At 70.4% G+C, this 18,733-nt stretch carries 17 protein-coding genes, 1 tRNA gene and 1 pseudogene; 10 read left to right on the top strand and 9 right to left on the bottom strand.

From position 1 onward, the window contains the following. Positions 1–45 precede the first annotated feature (45 nt). The 5 genes from FHR04_RS07780 to FHR04_RS07800 all read right to left on the bottom strand — a co-directional run bounded on the left by FHR04_RS07780 (position 46) and on the right by FHR04_RS07800 (position 5,717). On the bottom strand, positions 46–1,401 hold the full coding sequence (locus FHR04_RS07780; protein ID WP_139402234.1) for an ArsB/NhaD family transporter: 1,356 nt from the start codon (positions 1,399–1,401) through the stop codon (positions 46–48). Positions 1,402–1,623: 222 nt separating this feature from the next. Then, complete coding sequence (locus FHR04_RS07785; RefSeq protein WP_139402236.1) at positions 1,624–3,129, bottom strand: SulP family inorganic anion transporter; 1,506 nt, start codon at positions 3,127–3,129, stop codon at positions 1,624–1,626. Positions 3,130–3,419: 290 nt separating this feature from the next. Beyond that, positions 3,420–3,926 (bottom strand): multidrug DMT transporter, encoded by a 507-nt coding sequence (locus tag FHR04_RS07790; RefSeq protein ID WP_139402238.1) that lies wholly within the window; start codon positions 3,924–3,926, stop codon positions 3,420–3,422. Between the two features lie 132 nt (positions 3,927–4,058). After that, positions 4,059–5,264: a S1C family serine protease gene (locus FHR04_RS07795; protein ID WP_139402240.1), complete on the bottom strand. Its 1,206-nt coding sequence runs from the start codon at positions 5,262–5,264 to the stop codon at positions 4,059–4,061. Between the two features lie 72 nt (positions 5,265–5,336). Further along, positions 5,337–5,717, bottom strand: coding sequence for a hypothetical protein (locus tag FHR04_RS07800; RefSeq protein WP_139402242.1), 381 nt, complete (start codon positions 5,715–5,717; stop codon positions 5,337–5,339). A 147-nt stretch (positions 5,718–5,864) separates the two neighbouring features. Here FHR04_RS07800 and FHR04_RS07805 point away from each other — a divergent pair, with 147 nt between their 5' ends. Next, complete coding sequence (locus FHR04_RS07805) at positions 5,865–6,578, top strand: S24 family peptidase (protein WP_139402243.1); 714 nt, start codon at positions 5,865–5,867, stop codon at positions 6,576–6,578. Between the two features lie 26 nt (positions 6,579–6,604). Continuing rightward, positions 6,605–7,057, top strand: a complete 453-nt coding sequence (locus FHR04_RS07810; RefSeq protein ID WP_276341364.1) for a gamma-glutamylcyclotransferase family protein — start codon at positions 6,605–6,607, stop codon at positions 7,055–7,057. A 69-nt stretch (positions 7,058–7,126) separates the two neighbouring features. On the opposite strand, the gene rpsO is transcribed toward FHR04_RS07810, so the two are convergent. After that, positions 7,127–7,402 (bottom strand): 30S ribosomal protein S15, encoded by a 276-nt coding sequence (gene rpsO, locus FHR04_RS07815; protein WP_039685017.1) that lies wholly within the window; start codon positions 7,400–7,402, stop codon positions 7,127–7,129. Positions 7,403–7,584: 182 nt separating this feature from the next. Between rpsO and FHR04_RS07820 the strand changes: the two genes are divergently transcribed. Continuing rightward, positions 7,585–7,668, top strand: a tRNA-Leu gene (locus FHR04_RS07820). A gap of 57 nt (positions 7,669–7,725) precedes the next feature. Here FHR04_RS07820 and FHR04_RS07825 read toward each other — a convergent pair. From FHR04_RS07825 to FHR04_RS07835, 3 genes are all read right to left on the bottom strand, one after another. Further along, positions 7,726–8,253, bottom strand: a complete 528-nt coding sequence (locus tag FHR04_RS07825) for a GNAT family N-acetyltransferase (protein ID WP_139402247.1) — start codon at positions 8,251–8,253, stop codon at positions 7,726–7,728. Continuing rightward, the gene (locus FHR04_RS07830; protein WP_139402249.1) at positions 8,243–9,163 is read right to left on the bottom strand and encodes a carbon-nitrogen hydrolase family protein; all 921 of its coding nucleotides are present in this window, start codon (positions 9,161–9,163) and stop codon (positions 8,243–8,245) included. Before FHR04_RS07830 ends, FHR04_RS07825 begins: the two co-directional genes overlap by 11 nt. Before the next feature lie 76 nt (positions 9,164–9,239). Beyond that, complete coding sequence (locus tag FHR04_RS07835; RefSeq protein WP_139402251.1) at positions 9,240–9,710, bottom strand: hypothetical protein; 471 nt, start codon at positions 9,708–9,710, stop codon at positions 9,240–9,242. Between the two features lie 101 nt (positions 9,711–9,811). Between FHR04_RS07835 and FHR04_RS07840 the strand changes: the two genes are divergently transcribed. From FHR04_RS07840 to FHR04_RS07870, 7 genes and pseudogenes are all read left to right on the top strand, one after another. Further along, entirely contained in the window at positions 9,812–10,414 is a 603-nt protein-coding gene (locus FHR04_RS07840; RefSeq protein ID WP_039685011.1) for a 5-formyltetrahydrofolate cyclo-ligase, read from the top strand. A 56-nt stretch (positions 10,415–10,470) separates the two neighbouring features. After that, positions 10,471–11,088 carry a DinB family protein gene (locus FHR04_RS07845; RefSeq protein ID WP_139402253.1) on the top strand — a complete coding sequence of 206 codons (618 nt, stop codon included), beginning with the start codon at positions 10,471–10,473 and terminating at the stop codon, positions 11,086–11,088. A 276-nt stretch (positions 11,089–11,364) separates the two neighbouring features. Next, positions 11,365–12,444: pseudogene (locus FHR04_RS07850) on the top strand (PilT/PilU family type 4a pilus ATPase); the annotation flags it as partial. Between the two features lie 92 nt (positions 12,445–12,536). Further along, complete coding sequence (argB, locus tag FHR04_RS07855) at positions 12,537–13,286, top strand: acetylglutamate kinase (RefSeq protein ID WP_139402257.1); 750 nt, start codon at positions 12,537–12,539, stop codon at positions 13,284–13,286. 78 nt (positions 13,287–13,364) lie between these two features. Continuing rightward, the gene (locus FHR04_RS07860) at positions 13,365–16,565 is read left to right on the top strand and encodes an ATP-binding protein (RefSeq protein WP_139402259.1); all 3,201 of its coding nucleotides are present in this window, start codon (positions 13,365–13,367) and stop codon (positions 16,563–16,565) included. Positions 16,566–16,729: 164 nt separating this feature from the next. Continuing rightward, positions 16,730–17,182 (top strand): cupin domain-containing protein, encoded by a 453-nt coding sequence (locus tag FHR04_RS07865; protein ID WP_139402261.1) that lies wholly within the window; start codon positions 16,730–16,732, stop codon positions 17,180–17,182. 126 nt (positions 17,183–17,308) lie between these two features. Beyond that, positions 17,309–18,721 carry an FAD-binding oxidoreductase gene (locus FHR04_RS07870; RefSeq protein WP_139402263.1) on the top strand — a complete coding sequence of 471 codons (1,413 nt, stop codon included), beginning with the start codon at positions 17,309–17,311 and terminating at the stop codon, positions 18,719–18,721. The last annotated feature ends 12 nt before the right edge of the window (positions 18,722–18,733 follow it).

The raw sequence follows: 18,733 nt of genomic DNA on the forward strand, positions 1-18,733 counted from the left end.
CTTTAGCCTTTCAGGCGTTTAGACCTTCAGACTGGCTGCCACAGCCTACCCACCCCTCAGCACGAACGCCGCGTAGAACAGCCCCAGCGCCACCGTCACCGTGATCAGCGCCACCGGGGTGCCGTACCGCATGAACTCCACGAAGCCCATCGGGTGTCCCTCGCGGGCGGCGATGTCCGAGACCACGATGTTGGCCGACGCGCCGATTAAAGTCAGGTTGCCGCCCAGGCACGCGCCCAGGGACAGCGCCCACCACAGCGGGTCCATCGCCGGCCCCAGCGTGACCTGCAATTCGCGCAGCACGCTTGCCATGCTGATGGTGAAGGGGATGTTGTCCACGAAGCCGCTGATCAGGGCGCTGGAAAAGCCCACCGCCAGAATGCCCGCGCCGATGTTGCCGTCGATGGCGTTGGTCAGCCCGGCGGCCACCGTCTGGAACACGCCCACATGCTCCAGGCCGCCCACCACGATGAACAGGCCCATGAAGAACAGCAGCGTCGTCCATTCCACCTGCTCGAACAGTTCCACCGGCGTCAGGTCGGCGATCAGCATCAGAAAGGTGGAGGTGGTCAGCGCCACCAGCCCGGCCTCCAGGCCCAGCGGGTGCCCGATCATGAACAGCAGCAGCGTGACCGCGAAGACGCCCAGCGCCTGCTTCATCAGCTTGGGGTTGGTCTTGATCGGCGTGTTGTCGGTCAGGGCCGCCCGCAGCCGCTCGCTGTCGCCTGCCCCGGCCAGATCGCCGCGCACCCGCATCAGCAGGTGCATCAGGCCGATGCCCAGCACCGTCGCCACCGTGGCAAACGGGGCCACGTTCACCAGAAAGTCCCCGAAGCCCTTGCCCGCCACCGAGCCGATGATGATGTTGGGCGGGTCACCCACCAGCGTGGCGGTGCCCCCGGTGTTGCTGGCCAGGATCACCGCGATCAGGTATGGCATCGGGCGCAGGCCCAGCCGCGCCACCACCGTCACCACCACCGGGGCCATGAACAGCACGGTGGTCACGTTGTCCAGAAAGGCGCTGAACACGGCGGTCAGGATGGAGAAGATCCACAGCACGCGGGCCGGTTCGCCGCGCGTGACGATCATGGCACGCCTCGCCACCACGTCGAAAAAGCCGCTGCGGCTCAGCACGTTGACGATGTTCATCATCCCGAACAGCAGAAAGATGGTGTTGAAGTCGATGCTGGCCCACGCCTGGGTGGGGGTCAGGATGCCCAGCACCATGACGGCGCAGGCCCCCAGCAGCGCGGCCACCGTGCGGTGAACGTACTTTTCCAGCAGGATCATGGCGTAGGTGGCGACGAACAGCGCGATGGCCAGCACCGTCAGCGTCTGCGGCGACAGGTTCAGGCCCAGGCTGGACAGCAGGTTGAGGGTCTCGCCGCCGGCCTCATGCATGGCGGCAGACCGGGGGACGGGTGGGGTAACGGCTGAGTCGGACAGGCAGATCGTTCACGGCAACACTCCTTGACAAGCGGAACAATGGGGGGCGGAAGATCGGGAAAAAGCGGCCCGGCACGCCCTGGGCCCAAAAAAGGGAGGAAGCCGCGGTAGCAGACTTCCCCCAGTTCGGCGTATGGCCGCCGGCACCCGTGATGGTGGTCACAGGATTGTTGAGCCCTAGTGTATATCAACCCCTGCCGCGCCGGGCTTGTCGTGTGTAGCGAGGCGGTCCAGCAGGTGCGCCGAGGCCTCGTTCAGGCCCACCACCTCCACGGGAAGGCCCAGTGAGCGGAATTTCAGAATCACCTTGTCCAGCGCCCCCACGGCGGACCCGTCCCAGACGTGCGCGGCGCTCAGGTCGATGGTGACCCGCCCGCTGGCCTGATGGAAATCGAACTGCTGCACGAAATCGTGCGTGCTGACGAAGAACAGCTGGCCCTCCACCCGGTAGGTGCGCCCGTCCGGGCCGTCGCTGTACGTGACCCCCGACATCTTGGACACCTGCCGCGCGAAGAACAGCGCGCTGAGAATCACGCCCACCAGCACGCCCTTGGACAGGTCATGCGTGACGACGGTGGTCCCCACGGTGGCCAGCATGACGATGCTCTCGCCCTTCGGGAACACGGTCAGCGTCCGCAGGCTGCCCCAGTCGAAGGTGTTCACGCTGACCACGATCATCACCGCCACCAGCGCGGCCATCGGAATCTGCACCAGCAGCGGCTGCAGCACCAGGATCAGCAGCAGCAGGAACGCCCCGGCCACGAAGGTGGACAGCCGCCCGCGCCCACCGTTGCCGACGTTGATCATGCTCTGGCCGATCATGGCGCAGCCGGCCATGCCGCCGAAAAAGCCGGTGACGATGTTCGCCACGCCCTGCCCGCGCGACTCGGTGTTCTTGTCGCTGGTGGTGTCGGTGCGCTCGTCGACCAGCTGCGCGGTCAGCAGGCTCTCCAGCAGCCCCACCAGGCACAGCGTCAGCGCCACCGGAAAGATGATCTGGAGTGTCTCCAGGGTCAGCGGCACGTTCGGCAGGTGGAAGGGGGGCAGGGCGCCGGGCAGCGCGCCCATGTCGCCCACGGTTTTGACATCCACGTGGCCGAACACCGCCACCACCGTCAGCACCACGATGGCCACCAGGGCGCTGGGCAGCGCCTTAAAGACGCGCGGCAGCAGGTAGATGATCGCCAGCCCGGCGGCCACCATCGCGTACATCGGCCAGCCCGCGCCCACGAACTGCGGCAGCTGCGCCGAGAAGATCAGGATCGCCAGCGCGTTCACGAAGCCCACCATGACCGGGCGCGGAATGAACTTCAGGTAGCGGGCCAGCCGCGCCCAGCCGAACACGATCTGCAACAGGCCGGTCAGAATCGTGGCGGCGAACAGGTACTCCAGCCCGTAGTTCTTGACGAGGCCCACCATCAGCAGTGCCATGGCCCCGGTCGCCGCGCTGATCATGGCCGGGCGGCCCCCGATAAAGGCGATGGTCATGGCGATGATGAACGAGGCATACAGCCCCACCTTGGGATCGACGCCGGCGATGATCGAGAAGGCAATCGCTTCCGGGATCAGCGCCAGCGCCACCACGATCCCGGCCAGAATGTCGCCGCGCGGGTTCTGGAACCATTCGTGCCGGTAGGTCTGGAGGTTGAAACTGGGTTTGGAAGGTCTGGGAACGGCGGTCAAGGGACACCTCTTGAAACGCGTGCCAGCGCGGGGCAGGCACGGACGGCGGCGGAAGGGTACGTCGGTTATCGTCAGGGGGCAACGGTTGGGGGGGCCAACGCGCCAGCCTGCGGCGTCGGAAAGTATGCCGGACGGCGGGGGCGCCCCGCAAGGGTTCGGGTCACGGTAGGGGAGAGCCGGGCGGAGTCGCCCGCCTCATGGCCGGTCTCCTGGGGAAGCCAAAAACCGCGCCCCACGCGGTCCCGCTGGCAGCGGGGCGTGGGGCGTGGGGCGCGGTGGGGCTGGTGGGCTTACGCGGCCGGCTGTTCGGAGGTCTCGCCGGACTCGGCGGCGCGGCGGCTCCGGCCCGGACGCTCGGCGGGGGCCTCGGCGGCAGGGGTGGGCACGGGGGAGGCGGACGCGGCCGCCGGGGCGGTGCCTCCCGCCCCGATGCGGGTCAGCGTGTCGGCGAAGGCGCGCAGGGCGTCGCCCCCTTCCAGTTCGGCCACGGCGCGGGCGTTCAGCGCGCCCAGTTCCTCACGGGTCACGGCGTACTCGGGGGCGTCGTGGCCCTTGAGGCCCTGCAGCACCCGGTAGGCGGTGGCGGCCTCGATCCTGGCCCCCTTGCCGGTGGTGATCCCGGCGTCGCTCAGCATCTCCGCGCCGATCAGGGTGATGCTCTCGCCGCTGATTAAAGTCACGCGGTCCCCGCGCTCCTCCATGTGGGCGGCCAGTTGCAGCAGACCCCGCAGGTCCAGCATCTGGTGGAAGAGGTCGAGATGGGCCAGCATCGCACCTGCTTTCTTGAGGGTATCCATACGGCTATTATTCTGTTTTGGACGTAAATGTCAAGGGGTATTCTTAAGAATTCAGACACTGGTCTTCTGAACCCCCGGCTATCACGGCAAAAGAAGGGGAAGGCGCGGCGGCCTCCCCCCATGCATCTGCCCTCAGGGCGTGGTCTGACTGCGTCCGATCAGCGTGAGCTTGACCGTCAGCGGCTTGTCGCCGCGCAGCACGCTCAGGGTGATGGTGTCGCCGGGCTTGTAGGTGCGCACGGCGTACTGGAACTCGTCGAAGTTGATGATGCGCTTGCCGTCCACGGCCGTCACGATGTCGCCGGACACCCGCCGGTCCTGATCGTCGAGTTCCAGCGGTTTGAGGCCCGCGCGGTCCGCCGGGCTGCCCCGCACGACGCTGGTGAAGAATGCGCCGGGCGTGTCGCCGAGCTTGAGGACGTCGCTGAGCCGCCTGAAATCCGCGGCGTCGAGGGTAAGGAACGTGGTAAACGGTCCGTTCAGGCCGATGCCGATGATCGGCGCGTCCAGTTTCTTGCCGGCGCGCAGGTCCGCCAGCCGGGCGTCGCTGGCCGTGACCGGCACGGCGAAGGAGGCCGGTCCGCTGTTGCGGCTGATGCTGATGTAGCTGACGATGCCAGTCAACTCGCCTCTGGTGTTCAGAATCGGGCCGCCGCTGTCGCCGGGCACCAGCGGGGCGCTCATCTGCAACGTGCCGGGGGGAAAGGTGGCCCCGCCGGGGCCGGCGCTGGCTTCCAGCCCGGTCAGGCGACCCGATTTGGGCTGCAGGAAGCCGCCGCCGCCGTTGCCCACCGCCAGCACTGCGTCGCCCACGCCCGGGCGGGCGCTGGCCAGCGGCACGAACGGCGTGCCCCTGGGCACCGAGACCCGCAGCAGCGCCAGATCGTCCTGATCGTCGTAGCCGACGACCTCCACCGCGTAGCGTTTCTTGTCCGCCGTCTGGGCGCTCAGGAACCTGGCCCCCTCCACCACGTGGTAGGCGGTCAGCGCCAGCCCGTCCGCCGAGATCAGCACGCCGGAGCCGATGCCGTCGGGATCGTCGCAGGCGCCGGGTTGGTTCAGGTCGCACTGCTCGATGCGCAGGGTGGCGGGCCGGACCTTGCTGAACAGCGTCTTCAGGGTCTGTTTCTCGGCGTCGCTCAGCGGTTTGGGGGTAGTTCTCGCGGTGCTGACCGGGGCGCTCTGGGCCGGCTTCTGGGCGAGCGGCGTAACCGCCTGGGCCTGCACGCCGGGCAGGGCCAGCCCGCCCAGCAGCACGCCGGACAGCAGCAGGGAACGAGGGTTGAGGTCCCGGCCCCGGACATCCCGGCGCGGGAGACGGTCGGTCTCAGCGGTCATGGTTCATTGTGCGTGGCGCGGGGCGGGGGGTCTGTGGCCGGACTTTCCATCTTGAGGCCCCCAGACCAGGGCCTACGCTGGCCCGCGTCCTGGCGGGTCATCCGGCGCCGGGTCCGGCGCGAACACGCTGGGGGCGGGGGACAGACCCACGCGGCGCTCGATCACCGCGCCCAGCCGCGCCAGGATGCCGGGGCCGCTCCAGCCGGTCACGCAGGCGGCGGCCAGCAGCAGGGCCGGCGCCGGATCGGGGCGCAGGGTCACGGTCATCAGGGCCACCACGGTCAGCGCGGCGATGCCGGCGGCCACCGCCAGGGCCAGTGCGGCGCGGGCACGCGGGGCGGTGTCCTGACCCAGCAGCCGCGCCAGTTGCGTGACGCCGCCGGCCACGAAGGCCGCTCCCAGCAGCGGGGCCAGGGTCAGCAGCGAGAGGGGAACGGGGGAGTGGTCGGACATGCGGACCTCCGGTGCGGCGGGAGAGGACGGAAATCGACGCCGTATTCTGCTCAGGGCGTATTCAGGGACCGAGTGTAGTATGTCTACAGACATAATTCAAGTGATTCAGATTCCAGTGCCCGTCTCGCGGCCCGCTAGACTCGGCGCATGACGGGCGCATCTTCCTCTTCTGAACTGGCGGGCTGGCTGACGGCGCGGCGCACGGCTCTGGGGTTGCAGCAGGGCGAGGTCAGCGCCCGCACGCTGGACCACGGTGGGCCGGCGGGGCGCGTCACGCAGCCGTACCTGAGCCGGCTGGAACGCGCCGCCCGCCCGCTGGAGGCGCTGACCCCGGCCCGCCAGGACGCCCTGCGCCGCGCGCTGGAAATCCCGGCGGGCGAGTGGGTGGCGCGGACCGGGTTGCCGCTGCTGCAGCCGGCCCCCAGCGACGACGCCCTGCAGGTGCTGGAGCTGGTGCGGGTGCCGGTGCGCGCCCTGGCCAGTGCGGGGCTGCCGGTCACCGAGGACCACGCCAGCGTCATCGACCACGAACTGGTCCCGGTGCGCGATCACCGCCCCGGCATGCTGGTGCTGGAGGTGGGCGGCGAGTCCATGACCACCGCCGCCGGGGGCGGCATCCGGCCCGGGGACCGCATCTACGTCGATCCCGGCGATCTGGACCTGCGCGAGGGACTGGTGTACGTGCTGCATGTCCCGGGCCTGGGGCTGACCGTCAAACGCCTGCGCCGCTATGGGGGGGGCCGCAACGGGGGCGCCCTATGGCTGACCAGCGACAACCCCGATCACCCGCCGGTCAAGCCCGAGGAGGTCACCGTGGTGGGGCGGGTCTACTTTCACCAGCCGCGCGGCGTGCGCCTGTGACGGGCGTGGGCGCTCCAGACCGGGACGTGTCCGACTCGCCTCCCACCACTGTTTTCGTGTACGGCACCCTGATGCCCGGCGAGCGCAACGCCCACGTCGCCGCGCAGGGGGGCCGTTTCCACGCCCGCCCCGCCACCCTGCCCGGCTACCGCCTGCTGCACCTGTGGCCGGAGGCCTACCCCGCGGTCATCCCCGGCGATGGGGGAGAGGCCGTGCGCGGTTTCGCCCTGACCTACGCGCCCGCCGACTGGCCGCTGGCCCTGCCGTTTCTGGACCGGCTGGAGGGCGTGGACGAGGCGCCGCCGCTGTACACCCGCGAGCGGGTCACGCTGGCGCTGGAGAGCGGCGAAACGCTGCCCGCCTGGGTTTATGTGTACGCGCTGGCCGAGCGGCTGGAGCGGCCCGGCGTTGTTCCTGTTCCGGGTGGCGACTGGACGGTCGTCCCAGACCGCAGCCGCAACCGCGAGAGTGACCGCTGAGCAGGAGGTGGGGCCAAGAGGAAACCGCCGCCCCATGGTCTGGGCGGCGGCTTCCGGAAACGCTGGACCTCAGCGGACGATGCGCTGGCCGCGGCGGATCTTGAGCTGATCGGTCAGGGCGATGTACTCGTCGTAGTTGGTGCGCTCCAGGTACTTCAGCAGGCGGCGGCGCTGACCGTTCATCAGCTGCAGGCCGCGCTGGCCGTGCTTGTCCTTCTTGTTCTCGGCCAGGTGGGCGCCCAGGTTGTTGATGCGGGCGGTCAGCAGGGCCACCTGAACGGCGGTGCTGCCGGTGTCCTTGTCGCTCTTGGCGTGGGCCTGGATGGTGGCTTTCTTGTCGATCATGGGTGTTGCCTCTCTTGTTTGAAGTCCCGCGCGCAGCAGCCTCGGCAAAGTCCATTCCGCCGGGGGCGGGCCTGGGCCGGACCGCTCGCGGCGGCAGAGAAAGATACCACAGCCGCCGTGCTCTCGTCTTGACATGGGCAGGGGCCACCCCTAGTATTGCTTCTGCCCTCGTTTCACGGTCTGCTCGGGTGGCGGAATTGGTAGACGCGCACGCTTGAGGGGCGTGTAGCTTAGCTGTGTGGGTTCAAGTCCCATCCCGAGCACCAGATCTGAAGATGCAGCGCCGGACTCTTTTGGGGGTTCGGCGCTGGTCTTTGGGCCGTTCAGCCCCCCGGCTCGTCCAGCCGCAGGCACAGGTGATGCTCGCTCAGGGCGCGGCCCGCGTCGTCCCGCACCGCGTCGGGCTGCGTGCCCCAGACCCGGAAGCCGTGGCGTTCGTACAGGCGCCGGGCCGCCGTCTGGGGTTCGGTGACCGCCAGATGGAGGGAGGTCACGGCCCAGCGCCGGGCCTGGGCCAGGGCGGCCCGCAGCAGCGCGTCGCCGCAGCCCTGGCCGCGCGCCTCCGGGGCCACGGACACGCCGAGGAGGTTGGCCCGGTGGCTCAGCCGGGGCCGCTCCTCGCGGGCCAGGGTGGTCAGGCCCACCAGTTCGCCATTCAGGAACGCCCCGTAGGTCACGAAGCTCTGCCGGGGCGTGAGTTGCGCGGCGATGGAGTCCGCCGTTCTGGCCTCAAATTCAGCAGCAGTCGTGATAAAGGCGTCGGGGTCAGCTCTCAGCGCGGCCAGCCTCACCTCGCGGTAGACGGCGGCGTCCTCGGCCGTCAGCAGCCGAACGTTCAGTTCACCCGACAACGCCCGCCCCCAGGGTCACGACTTCGGCGGGGGTGGCCCGCTCTGCCGCCGCCGCACGGTCCCGCCAGTTCAGCACGTGGCCGTCCGCGCGCACGTGGCGGGTCAGGGCCAGATCGAGGTCACGGATCAGCCAGCCCGGTTCATTCCAGCCGCCCTCGGCCACCACGCCGTCCTCCGGTAGGCCGTCGTCGGCGGGGGCGTAGACCGAGGCGCGGCCCACGGCGTCCTCCAGCGCGTAGGACCACGGCGCGTCGGCGATCAGCGGAGCGTGCACCGCGTAGCACTGGCCCTCCAGGGCGCGGGCCATGCTGCCCACCCGCACGCGGGTAAAGCCGGCACGGCTGCCGGTGAAGGACGGCACCAGCAGCAGTTCGGCGCCGCCCTCGGCCAGCCGGCGGGCCAGACCGGGAAACTCGCTGTCGTAGCAGGTGGCGACGCCGAAACGCAGCGTCGCGCCGCCGCGCAGGCCCAGCGCGAAGACGCGCACGCCCGCGCCGGGGGAGATCTGCCATTCCTCGGCCTCGAAACGGGTCATCAACAGTTTGTCCTGCCAGCTATGCGTGCCGTCCGGCGCGAAGACGTGGGCGCGGTTGACGTAGCCGACCGCGTGCGCGACCGGCACGCTGCCCGCCACGATGCAGACCGCGTGCTGCCGCGCCAGCCGGGCGTGCAGGGCCAGGAACTCCGGCAAAAATTTCTGCAACGCGGGGCGCATGCCCAGCACGTCGTGGTGCAGTTCGGCGGGCAGCAGGGCGACCAGCTCCAGCGCCGCGTATTCAGGAAAGACCAGCAGTTCCGCGCCCGCATCCGCCGCGTCCTGCACCCACGCGCCGATCTTCGCCTCGTAGGCGGCCCAGTCGGGCAGAAAGTCCACCCCATACGCCGCCGCCGCCACCCGTACCCCTGTCATGCCCAGAGTGTAGCCGGGGCGGCGGCCCGGCCGCTTCCCTCTTCCAGCGGCCTACAGTCCGGCGAACCGCCCTGCATCAATGCACGCTGTCCCACTCCTCGATCAAGTCCTCCAGCAGAAACTCCAGCTCCTCGGCGGCAGCGTCGGCCCCGTCGCCCGCGTCGAGGGTGCCGTAATAGGCGTCGCGCCAGAGGGTCACGTCGGTGTAGGGTCCGTCGGTCTGGAGCCAGCCTTCCAGCGCCGCGCTGAAGGCCGCGCCCGATTTGGTGGTGGAGAAGTTGAAATACACGTTGAGCTGTGAGCGCCCCGCCACGCCGTTTTCCGTGCGGCAGTTGTCGTCCACCTGGATGCCGGCGTCGTCCAGCGTGAGGGCCATCTGCCCCAGCAACTCGTCCAGCACGTCGACGTTCTCCTTGTCCTGATCCTTGAAATCCCCGGTGATACAGACCGTCTTGAAGGGTTTCAGGTTCTCGGCCTGGTGGTCGGCCAGGGCGCCTCCGGAGACGGCGAGAGACAGCACGGCAGCGAAAAGCAGCGGTCTTTTCATGGAAACCTCCGGGGACCAACAGGCATGATCTTCCTCTCATCCTACACTTAGCTTTCTCTGGCTGTCCCCCCCGTCGGGGGCCGTGGGGGCTAGCCTGAAGCGTGGACCCTTCCGTCACGCCCGGCGCGTACCGGGAACAGCTCTGGACGGCCCTGCTGCGGGCGCGGGCCTGCGCCTACCCGCTGCCGCCGCACGGGCACCATCCCAATTTCAGCCGCGCCCGGCAGGCGGCCCGCGAGCTGCTGGCCCATCCACAGGTGGCCGGGCTGCGGACCCTGATCGTCGGGCCGGACCGCGTGCTGGCCCCGCTGCGCAAGCTGGCGCTGGAAGCCGGAGTCACGCTGTACGTGCCCCACCAGAAGCGGGTGGCGCAGCACGGGCAGGTGTGGTACTGGCGGCTGACGAGTCCAGCGGGCGCCCGCCTGAGTGCCATGCCGGGCGTGGGCGAGCCGGCGCTGTACGTGCCGGGCAGGGCCGGGCTGGAGGGTGCCCAGGCCGCCGTGCTGGGCAGCGTGGCGGTGGGCCGCGACGGCGCGCGGCTGGGCAAGGGCTTCGGCTGGGGGGCGCGCGGCCTGGGCCTGGGACTTCCCGAGTTCACCCTGGCCCACCCGCTGATGCTGAGCCCCACGCTGCCGTGCCCCGCCGACTCCCGCGTGGCCCTGATCGGCACGCCGGACGGGGTGCTGGAACCGGCGACTCCCTAGCAGTTCAGCCCCCCCCTGGCGGGAACCTTCCGGCCCCCACCCGCGTACACTGCACCATGACCAAGTCGAGCAGCAGCAAGGCCCTCGTTCCCGCCCTGATCACGGTGGCGGGGGTGGGACTGGCCGCCGGGGCCGCGTACCTGGCCCGCCAGCGCAAGGAAGAGGTCAAGGAATTCGTGGTCTCGCGGGTGCTGGAAGCCCCGGCCGGGCGCAGCAGCTACACCGATCTGGGTCAGGGCCTGGAGCGCGGCGGCATCGCGCTGGCCGGACGTGCCGCGCGGGCCGCCGACACCCCGGCCAACCGCGAGGTGCTGTCGCACATCATCGGCATCGAGCGCTGGGGCCAGAACCGCCTGCGGATGGCGCTGGGGCAGCGGGCGCACGACTCCGACAGCTACCACGCCTACCGCCCCGCGCCGGACGCCAGCCTGAACGATTTACGCAACCTGCTGTCGCAGACCCGCGCCGGCACCGTCGATCTGGCCCGGCAGCTGCATACAAACCCGCCGGAAGAGGGCGCCACCGTGAACCACAATGGCCTGGGGCCGCTGACCGCCAAGGCGTGGCTGCGCTACCTGACCCAGCACGCGGACCTGGAAAGCCGCAGGTTGCGCGGTGAGAAGGAGGGCGGCCGCGCCCAGGACGAGGTGATGCCGGAGGCCGCGCCCTCCTGACCCGGCACGGGCCGGGCTCAACATTGGTCTGATCATCGGGACAGGAGGGAGGCAAGGCCTCTGGAACGCCCCGCCGCGTGGTCAGGCTCTGCCCAGAAGGTGTCGTGCGCTCAGGCCGAGTACAGGGGGGAAGTGCGGCTGCACGGGCGGTGTTGCCCGTCTTTCGCTCGCCTGGCGGACGTTCTGCGTCCCGTCCTGAGGGCAGCATTCGCCCGTCCAGCCACGCAGAAAACTGTAAGACCCGGACCCCTAATCTGACACTCAGATGACGGTGTCCAGATGAGTGTTCTCAATTCCATATTGACGGCCATCGTGCGGGACCGGGCCAGCGACATTCACCTGCGGGCGGGCAGCGCCCCGGCGGGCCGGGTCAACGGCTCGATCAAGCGTTACGGCGACGGCCGCCTGACCCCCGAACACGTCGCCGACTTTGCGCGCGAAATGATGCCGGGCGCGATGTGGACCCTGTTTCAGGACCGCCGCGAGGCCGATTTCGCCTACGGCATCGCCGGGCTGGCCCGTTTCCGGGTCAACGCCTACTACCAGCGCGGCACGGTGGGATTGATCATGCGCGTGATCGAGGACAAGGCCATTCCCACCTTCGAGCAGCTGGGGCTGCCGCAGGGCACCTTCACCGAGCTGACCCAGCACGAGCGCGGCCTGGTGCTGGTCACCGGCCCCACCGGTTCGGGCAAGACCACCACGCTCGCCAGCATGATCGATCACATCAACGCGACGCAGCCGGTGAACATCGTGACCCTGGAAGACCCCATCGAGGTGCTGCACCGCGACCGCGTGGCCATGATCAGCCAGCGCGAACTGGGCATGGACACCCTGAGCTTCTCGGCGGGGCTGCGCGCCAGCATGCGCCAGGACCCCGACGTGATCCTGATCGGCGAGATGCGCGACAAGGAAACCGTGGAGGCTGCCCTGAGCGCCGCGCAGACCGGGCATCTGGTGTTTTCCACGCTGCACACCCAGGACGCGGTGCGGACGGTCAACCGCATCATCGACTTCTTCGCGCCGCACGAACGCCTGCAGGTGCGCCAGAGCCTCTCGGAGAGCGTGGTGGGCATCGTGAGCCAGCGCCTGCTGCCGCGTCAGGGCGGGGGCCGGGTGCTGGGCATGGAGATCCTGCTGGGCACCCCCACCGTCCGCGAGTGCATCAAGGATCCCGAACGCACCGAGGAGATCAAGCAGGCGCTGCTGGAAGGCGGCGCGCGTGGCATGCAGACGTTCGATCAGCATCTGGCGCGGCTGGTGCAGGACGGCCACATGACAGTCGAGGACGCCATGGCCACCGCCACCAGCCCGCACGAATTGAAGATCCTGCTGATGCAGCGCCAGTTCGTGTAAGGGACAGGCTGAACGCTGAAGCGGGCCGGGGCCTGGGTCTCTGAACGCACGGGCCTTTTGACGGCCCCCACGCCGCCAAATACACTTGCCCCATGATCATCAAGTACGGCGGCAACGCCATGAAAAGCCCGGAACTGCGCCGCGCGGTGGCCGCCGAGATCGCGGCCCTGCGCGGCGAGCACCTGCCGGTGGTGGTGCACGGCGGCGGCCCCTTTATCGAGCGGGAGCTGGCGGCGCGGGGCCTGAGCAGCACATTCAAAGACGGACTGCGCGTCACGCCCCCGGAGCTGATGGACGTGGTGGAGATGGCGCTGTGCGCCCTGAACAAGCGCCTGAGCCAGGAGGTGGGGCAGGCGGTGGGGCTGATGGGCCGCGACAGTGATCTGCTGCGCGCCGAGACGTTCGATCCGGCGCTGGGCCGGGTGGGGCGCGTGACCGGGGTGAATGCCGGGCTGCTTCGGACCCTGCTGGGGGCAGGCCTGACCCCGGTGCTGGGTTGCGTCGCCGTGGGGCCGGACGGCGAGGCGCTGAACGTGAACGCCGACACCGCTGCCGGGGCAGTGGCCGGGGCGCTGGGCCAGGGCATCATCTTCCTGACCGACGTGGACGGGGTGTACCGCGACTACCCCGATCCGGCCAGCCGCGCCGCCCAGCTGTCCCGCGCCGAGGCCGAGGCCGGCATCGCGGCGGGCTGGATCGCCGGGGGCATGATTCCCAAGGTGCGCGCGGCGCTGGACGCCCTGGAACGCGGCGCGCCATTTGCCACCATTGCCAGCGGCATGACGGCCGGCGTGCTGGCGGCAGCCGCGCGCGGCGAGGCCGGGACGCGCCTCACGCCCTGAATCCCCGCCCCAGCGCTTCCGTCTGCCCCGGCGCAAGGGTACAGTGGACGCGTCGCAGCCAGCGTCCAGGGAGACCGGATGAAGCCTGAAATTCAGCTGTTTGGCGGTTTGCAGATCACCCGGCTTGGCCAGCCCCTGACGGTGCTGACGGCTCCGCGCCAGCAGGCCCTGCTGGCCTGGCTGGTGCTGCATGCGGGGACCCCACAGCCCCGCCGGCAGGTGGCCTTTGCGCTGTGGCCCGACTCGTCGGAAGGGCAGGCCCTGACCAACCTGCGCCGCGAGCTGCATCACCTGCGGCGGGCGCTGCCGCAGTGCGAACGCTCGCTGGACGTCACGGCGCAGACGCTGTGCTGGCGGCGTGACGCTCCCTACGTCCTCGATGTGCAGGAGTTTGAGCGCGCGGCGGCGGGCCTGGGGCGCGGCACGTCCTCCCGCGCCGAACTGGAGCGGGCCGCCGAGGTGTACACCAGTGATCTGCTGCCGGCGGCGGACGACGGGTGGCTCGAACCGTACCGCGACACCCTGCACACGCAGGCGGTGGCGGTGCTCGAGGCCCTGGCCGCGCAGCTCGAACGCGGCGGCGAGCGGGCGCGGGCGCTGCAGGTGCTCGAACGGCTGACGCGGCTGGAGCCTCTGCGCGAACACGCCTACGCCGGGCTGATCCGCCTGCACCTGGACGGCGGCGACGCGGCGGCGGCGCGTCAGAGTTACGGGCGCTGCGTGACGCTGCTGCACACCGAACTGGGCGTGACGCCCGGCCCAGCGGTGCGCGCCGAGTACGACCGGGTGCAGCGCAGCGCGGACCCCACGCCCCCCGCGCTCCCCGGCCAGGGCGCGCTGATCGGCCGCCGCGACGACTGGCCATCCGTGCTGGGGGCGTGGCAGGCGGCCAGCGCGGGGGCCTCGCGGGCGCTGCTGATCGCGGGCGAGGCCGGGATCGGCAAGACCCGGCTGGCCGAGGCGCTGCTGGCCCTGGCAGAGGCCCAGGGCGCCCACACCGCCCGCGCCCGGTGTTACGCGGCCGAGGGCCGGCTGGCCTACGCCCCGGTTCGCGACTGGTTGCGCAGCCCGGCGCTGGGTGCGGGCCTGGCGGCCGTGGGCGAACCGTGGCGGGGCGAACTGGCCCGGCTGCTGCCCGAACTCGCGCCGCAGCGTTCATCTACCGCCGAAGAGCCCAGCCAGGGCTGGCAGCGTCAGCGGCTGTTCGAGGCGCTCGCGCGGGCGTTCCTGGCCGCGGGCCGGCCGACGCTGCTGCTGCTCGACGACCTGCAGTGGTGTGACCGCGACACGCTGGAATGGCTGCATTTTCTGCTGCGGTTCGCGCCGCACACGCCGCTGCTGCTGCTGTGCACCCTGCGCCACGAGGAACTTCCGGCCCAGCCCGCGCTGCGGACCTTCTTGCAAGACCTGCAGCAGCGCGGGGGGCTGGAGCGCGTGACGCTGGGACCACTCTCCCGCCCGGAAACCGCTGAGCTGGCCGCCTCGGTGCAGGCCGGGGCCTTGCCGGCCACCGTTCAGGCGCAGCTGTTCGAGGCCACCGAAGGCCACCCGCTGTTTGTGGTGGAGGCGGTGCGCGCGGGGCTGGACGTCGGCGGCGGGGCCGGCCCGCTGGCCCTGAGCGCGTTGCCACGGGTGCAGGCCGTCATCGCCGCTCGGCTCGAGCAGCTCTCGCCCCAGGCGCTGGGCGCGGCGCAACTGGCGGCCACCATTGGCCGGGCCTTCGAGATCCAGGTGCTGCGTGACGCCAGCGATCTGGAAGAGGAAGGTCTGGTGGCCGCGCTGGACGAGTTGTGGCAACGCGCCATCATCCGCGAGCAGCCGGGTGTGGGGGGCTACGATTTCACCCATGACCGTCTGCGAGAGGGGGCCTACGACTCGCTCAGCCCGGCCCGCCGCCGGCTGCTGCACCGGCGCGTGGTCCAGGCGCTGGAGCGGCGCCACGCGCCGGAGCTGGGCCCGGTGGCCGCGCAGCTGGCGGCGCACCATGAACAGGCGGGGCAACCCGAGCAGGCCGTGACCTTTTACCTGCGCGCGGCGCAGCTCGCCAACGCGGTCTCGGCCAGCCAGCAGGCCGTCACGCTGGCGCGTCAGGCCCTGCGGCTGATCGCCCGGCTGCCGGCGGGGAAGGGGCGGGACCAGCGCGAGCTGGACGCCCACACCAGCCTGGCCGCCGCCTTTAACGCGCTGCGGGGCTTTGCCTCGCCCGAGCTGGAAACGCACCTGAACCGCGCGTTGCATCTCGGCGAGCAGCTGGGCGACGAGCGCGCCATCATCGCCAGCCTGTGGGGGCTGTACGCCCTGCAAATCGTGCGCGGCGACGTGCCACTGTCGCGCCGCCTGGCCGAGCGGGCGCTGGGGCTGGCCGGCACCGACCGCGGCCTGCTGACCGACTGCCATCAGGCGCTGGGCGGGGTGGACATGACCGAGGGGCGGCTCACCCAGGCGGCCGAACACTTCGCGGTCGCCAACCGGCTGTACCGCCAGCACGGTGGCCGCCGGGTGCTGTTCGGCGCCGACGTGGGGGCCTTCAGCCTGTCGTGGGGCGCGCACGGGCTGTGGCTCCAGGGCCTCATCGAGGAGGCGCGCGAACAGATCGCCCGCGCCGCCGACATCGCCGCCGCGCTGGACCACCCCTTTACCGCCATGCAGACCGCCGCCTACCGCGCCATCTCGCACCAGCTGGAGGGTGACGTGGCGGCGGCCTGGGCCAGCGCCGAGACGGCGGTGAGCGGCTGCCAGCGCTATCAGATCGCGTACTACCACGAGTGGGGTGTGATTGTGGGCGGCTGGGCGCTGGCGCGGCGCGGCGAGGGAGCGGCGGGTCTGGAACGCCTGCAACGTGGCCTGGGCGCCCTGCGCCAGCAGAACGCCGCGCTGCGACTGCCGTACTACCTGGCGCTGCTGGCCGAGACCCAGCAGCGCCTCGGGCAACCGGAAGCGGCGCGGGCCACGCTGGACAGTGCCCAGGCGGTGGCGTCCCAGAACGGCGACGTCTGGTACCTGCCGGAACTGCACCGCCTGCATGGGCTGAGCGCGGCGGCCAGCGCTCAGCCCAGGGCCGCCGAACCCTGTTTCCGGCGGGCCCTGGCGCTGGCCGCCGCGCAGGGCAGCCGCTCGCTGGAACTGCGGGCCGCGACCAGCCTGGCCGCGCACCTGCACGCCGCCGGCCGCGCCCCTGAGGCGCTGTCCATGCTCGCGCCTGTCGAGGCGGCCTTTGCCGCTGCGCTGAGCACCCCCGATCTGAGCGCGGCGCGGACGCTGCTGCACACCCTGTCCTGAGCGCCGGGCGAACGGCGCCGTCCCCGGCCCGAACGCGCCTGCGAACGCTTTCCGAACGGGGCGGGGCCTACGCTTGAGGCACGGACAAGGGCCTGTCGCCGGACGCGCGGCGGGCGCCGGGGCACCCCCCACATTCCGCCCCTCCGTTCAGGAGTTGATCCAGGATGCTCAAGACCCGTGTGCTCTCCCTGACCGTGTGCGCCGCCGTGTTCACCGCCGCTCTGGCCGCCAGTCAGGCCATGAACGAGGACTCGCTGAAGTGGGGACCGGTGCCCGCCTTCCTGCCGCCGGGCGCACAGATTGCCGTGCTGGACGGCGATCCTGGCAAGGCCGTGCAGATCACTCTGCGGCTCAAGATGCCCGCTGGCTATCAGATTCCCGCGCACTGGCACCCCACCCAGGAGGACGTGACTGTCCTGTCCGGCAGCCTGTCGGTCGGGATGGGCGACGTGCTGAGCAAGACCGGCGCCACCCTGCTCAAACCCGGTGGGTTCATGCCCTTCGGCGCAAAGATGAACCACTTCGTCTGGACCGACGAGGCCACCATTGTGGAGGTGCATCTGAACGGTCCCTTCGAGATCACCTACGTCGATCCGGCCCTCGATCCGAGGAAGTGAGCGCGTGAGCCGCCCCGTGACCGTCCTTGCCGCGGCGGTCTCCGTGCCGGCGCCGTCCCGTGAGTCGGCCGACAGGGACGGGCTGTGGGCCGCCGGCGCGCCCCACCCAGCCCATCAGGAGAAGGTATGACCGTTCTACAGCACAGCTTTACAGCAGCGGACCTCGGCCTCCTGGGGGCCTCCGTGCGCGGCGAGGTCATCGCTTCCAACAGCGCCAATTACGATCAGGCCCGCGCCGTGTACAACGCCATGATCGACAAACACCCCGCGCTGATCGTGCGCTGCACCGACGTCGCGGACGTGCAGGCCGCCCTGAAGTTCGCGGCCGGACATGACCTGCGCGTCGCCATTCGCGGCGGCGGCCACAACGGCGCCGGCCTGGGCAGCGTGGAGGGCGGCCTGGTCATTGACCTCGGCCCCATGCACGGGGTGCGGGTCGATCCGCAGGCCCGCACGGTGCGCGTGGAGGGCGGCGCGACGTGGGGACAGGTGGATCACGCCACCCACGCGTTCGGGCTGGCCGTGCCGTCGGGCATCATCTCGACCACCGGGGTGGGCGGGCTGACGCTGGGCGGCGGACTGGGCCACCTGACCCGCAAGTACGGCCTGACCATCGACAACCTGCTGGAGGCGGATGTGGTGCTGGCCAGCGGCGAACTCGTGACCGCCAGCGAGGAGGATCATTCCGACCTGTTCTGGGCCATCCGGGGCGGCGGCGGGAATTTTGGCGTCGTCACCTCGTTCCTGTTCCGGGGTCAGCCTGTCCGCACCGTTGTGGGCGGGCCGACGCTGTGGACGCTGGACCAGGCCCCGGAGGTGATGCGCTGGTATCAGGCGTTCATCCGCCACGCCCCGGAAGAGCTGTCCGGTTTCTTTGCCTTTCTGACGGTGCCGCCCGCGCCGCCCTTTCCTGAAAGCCTGCACTTGCAGAAGATGTGCGGCGTGGTGTGGTGCTACACCGGGCCGCAGGACCGGGCCGAGGAGGTCTTTGCGCCGATCCGCGAGTTCGCCTCGCCCGCGCTGTACGGCATTCACAAGATGCCGTTCCCGGGTCTTCAGGGCGCCTTCGATGGGTTATATCCGCCGGGCCACCAGTGGTACTGGCGCGCGGACTTCGTCAAAGAGCTGAGCGACGACGCCATCGCCGCCCACATTCAGCATGCGGCGGCCATGCCCACCATGCAGTGCACCATGCACCTGTATCCCCTGGGCGGCGCCGCGGGGCGGGTGGGTCAGGAGGAGACCGCCTGGAGCTACCGCGACGCCACCTGGGGCGAGGTGATCGTGGGCGTTGATCCCGATCCGGCCAACGCGCAGCGCATCAGGAACTGGTGTGTGGACTACTGGGAGGCGCTGCACCCCTACTCGATGGGCGGCGCCTACGTGAACATGATGATGGACGAGGGTCAGGAGCGGGTGCAGGCCGCCTACCGGGGCAACTATGCGCGGCTTCAGCGGATCAAGGCCCGTTACGATCCGCACAACGTCTTCAGCGTCAACCAGAACATCCGGGCCGAGGAGGTGGCCGGCGCCGGATGAGCGGCCCCCGCG

It is taken from the genome of Deinococcus radiopugnans ATCC 19172 (genome assembly GCF_006335125.1).
GTDB classification, from domain to species: Bacteria; Deinococcota; Deinococci; order Deinococcales; family Deinococcaceae; genus Deinococcus; species Deinococcus radiopugnans.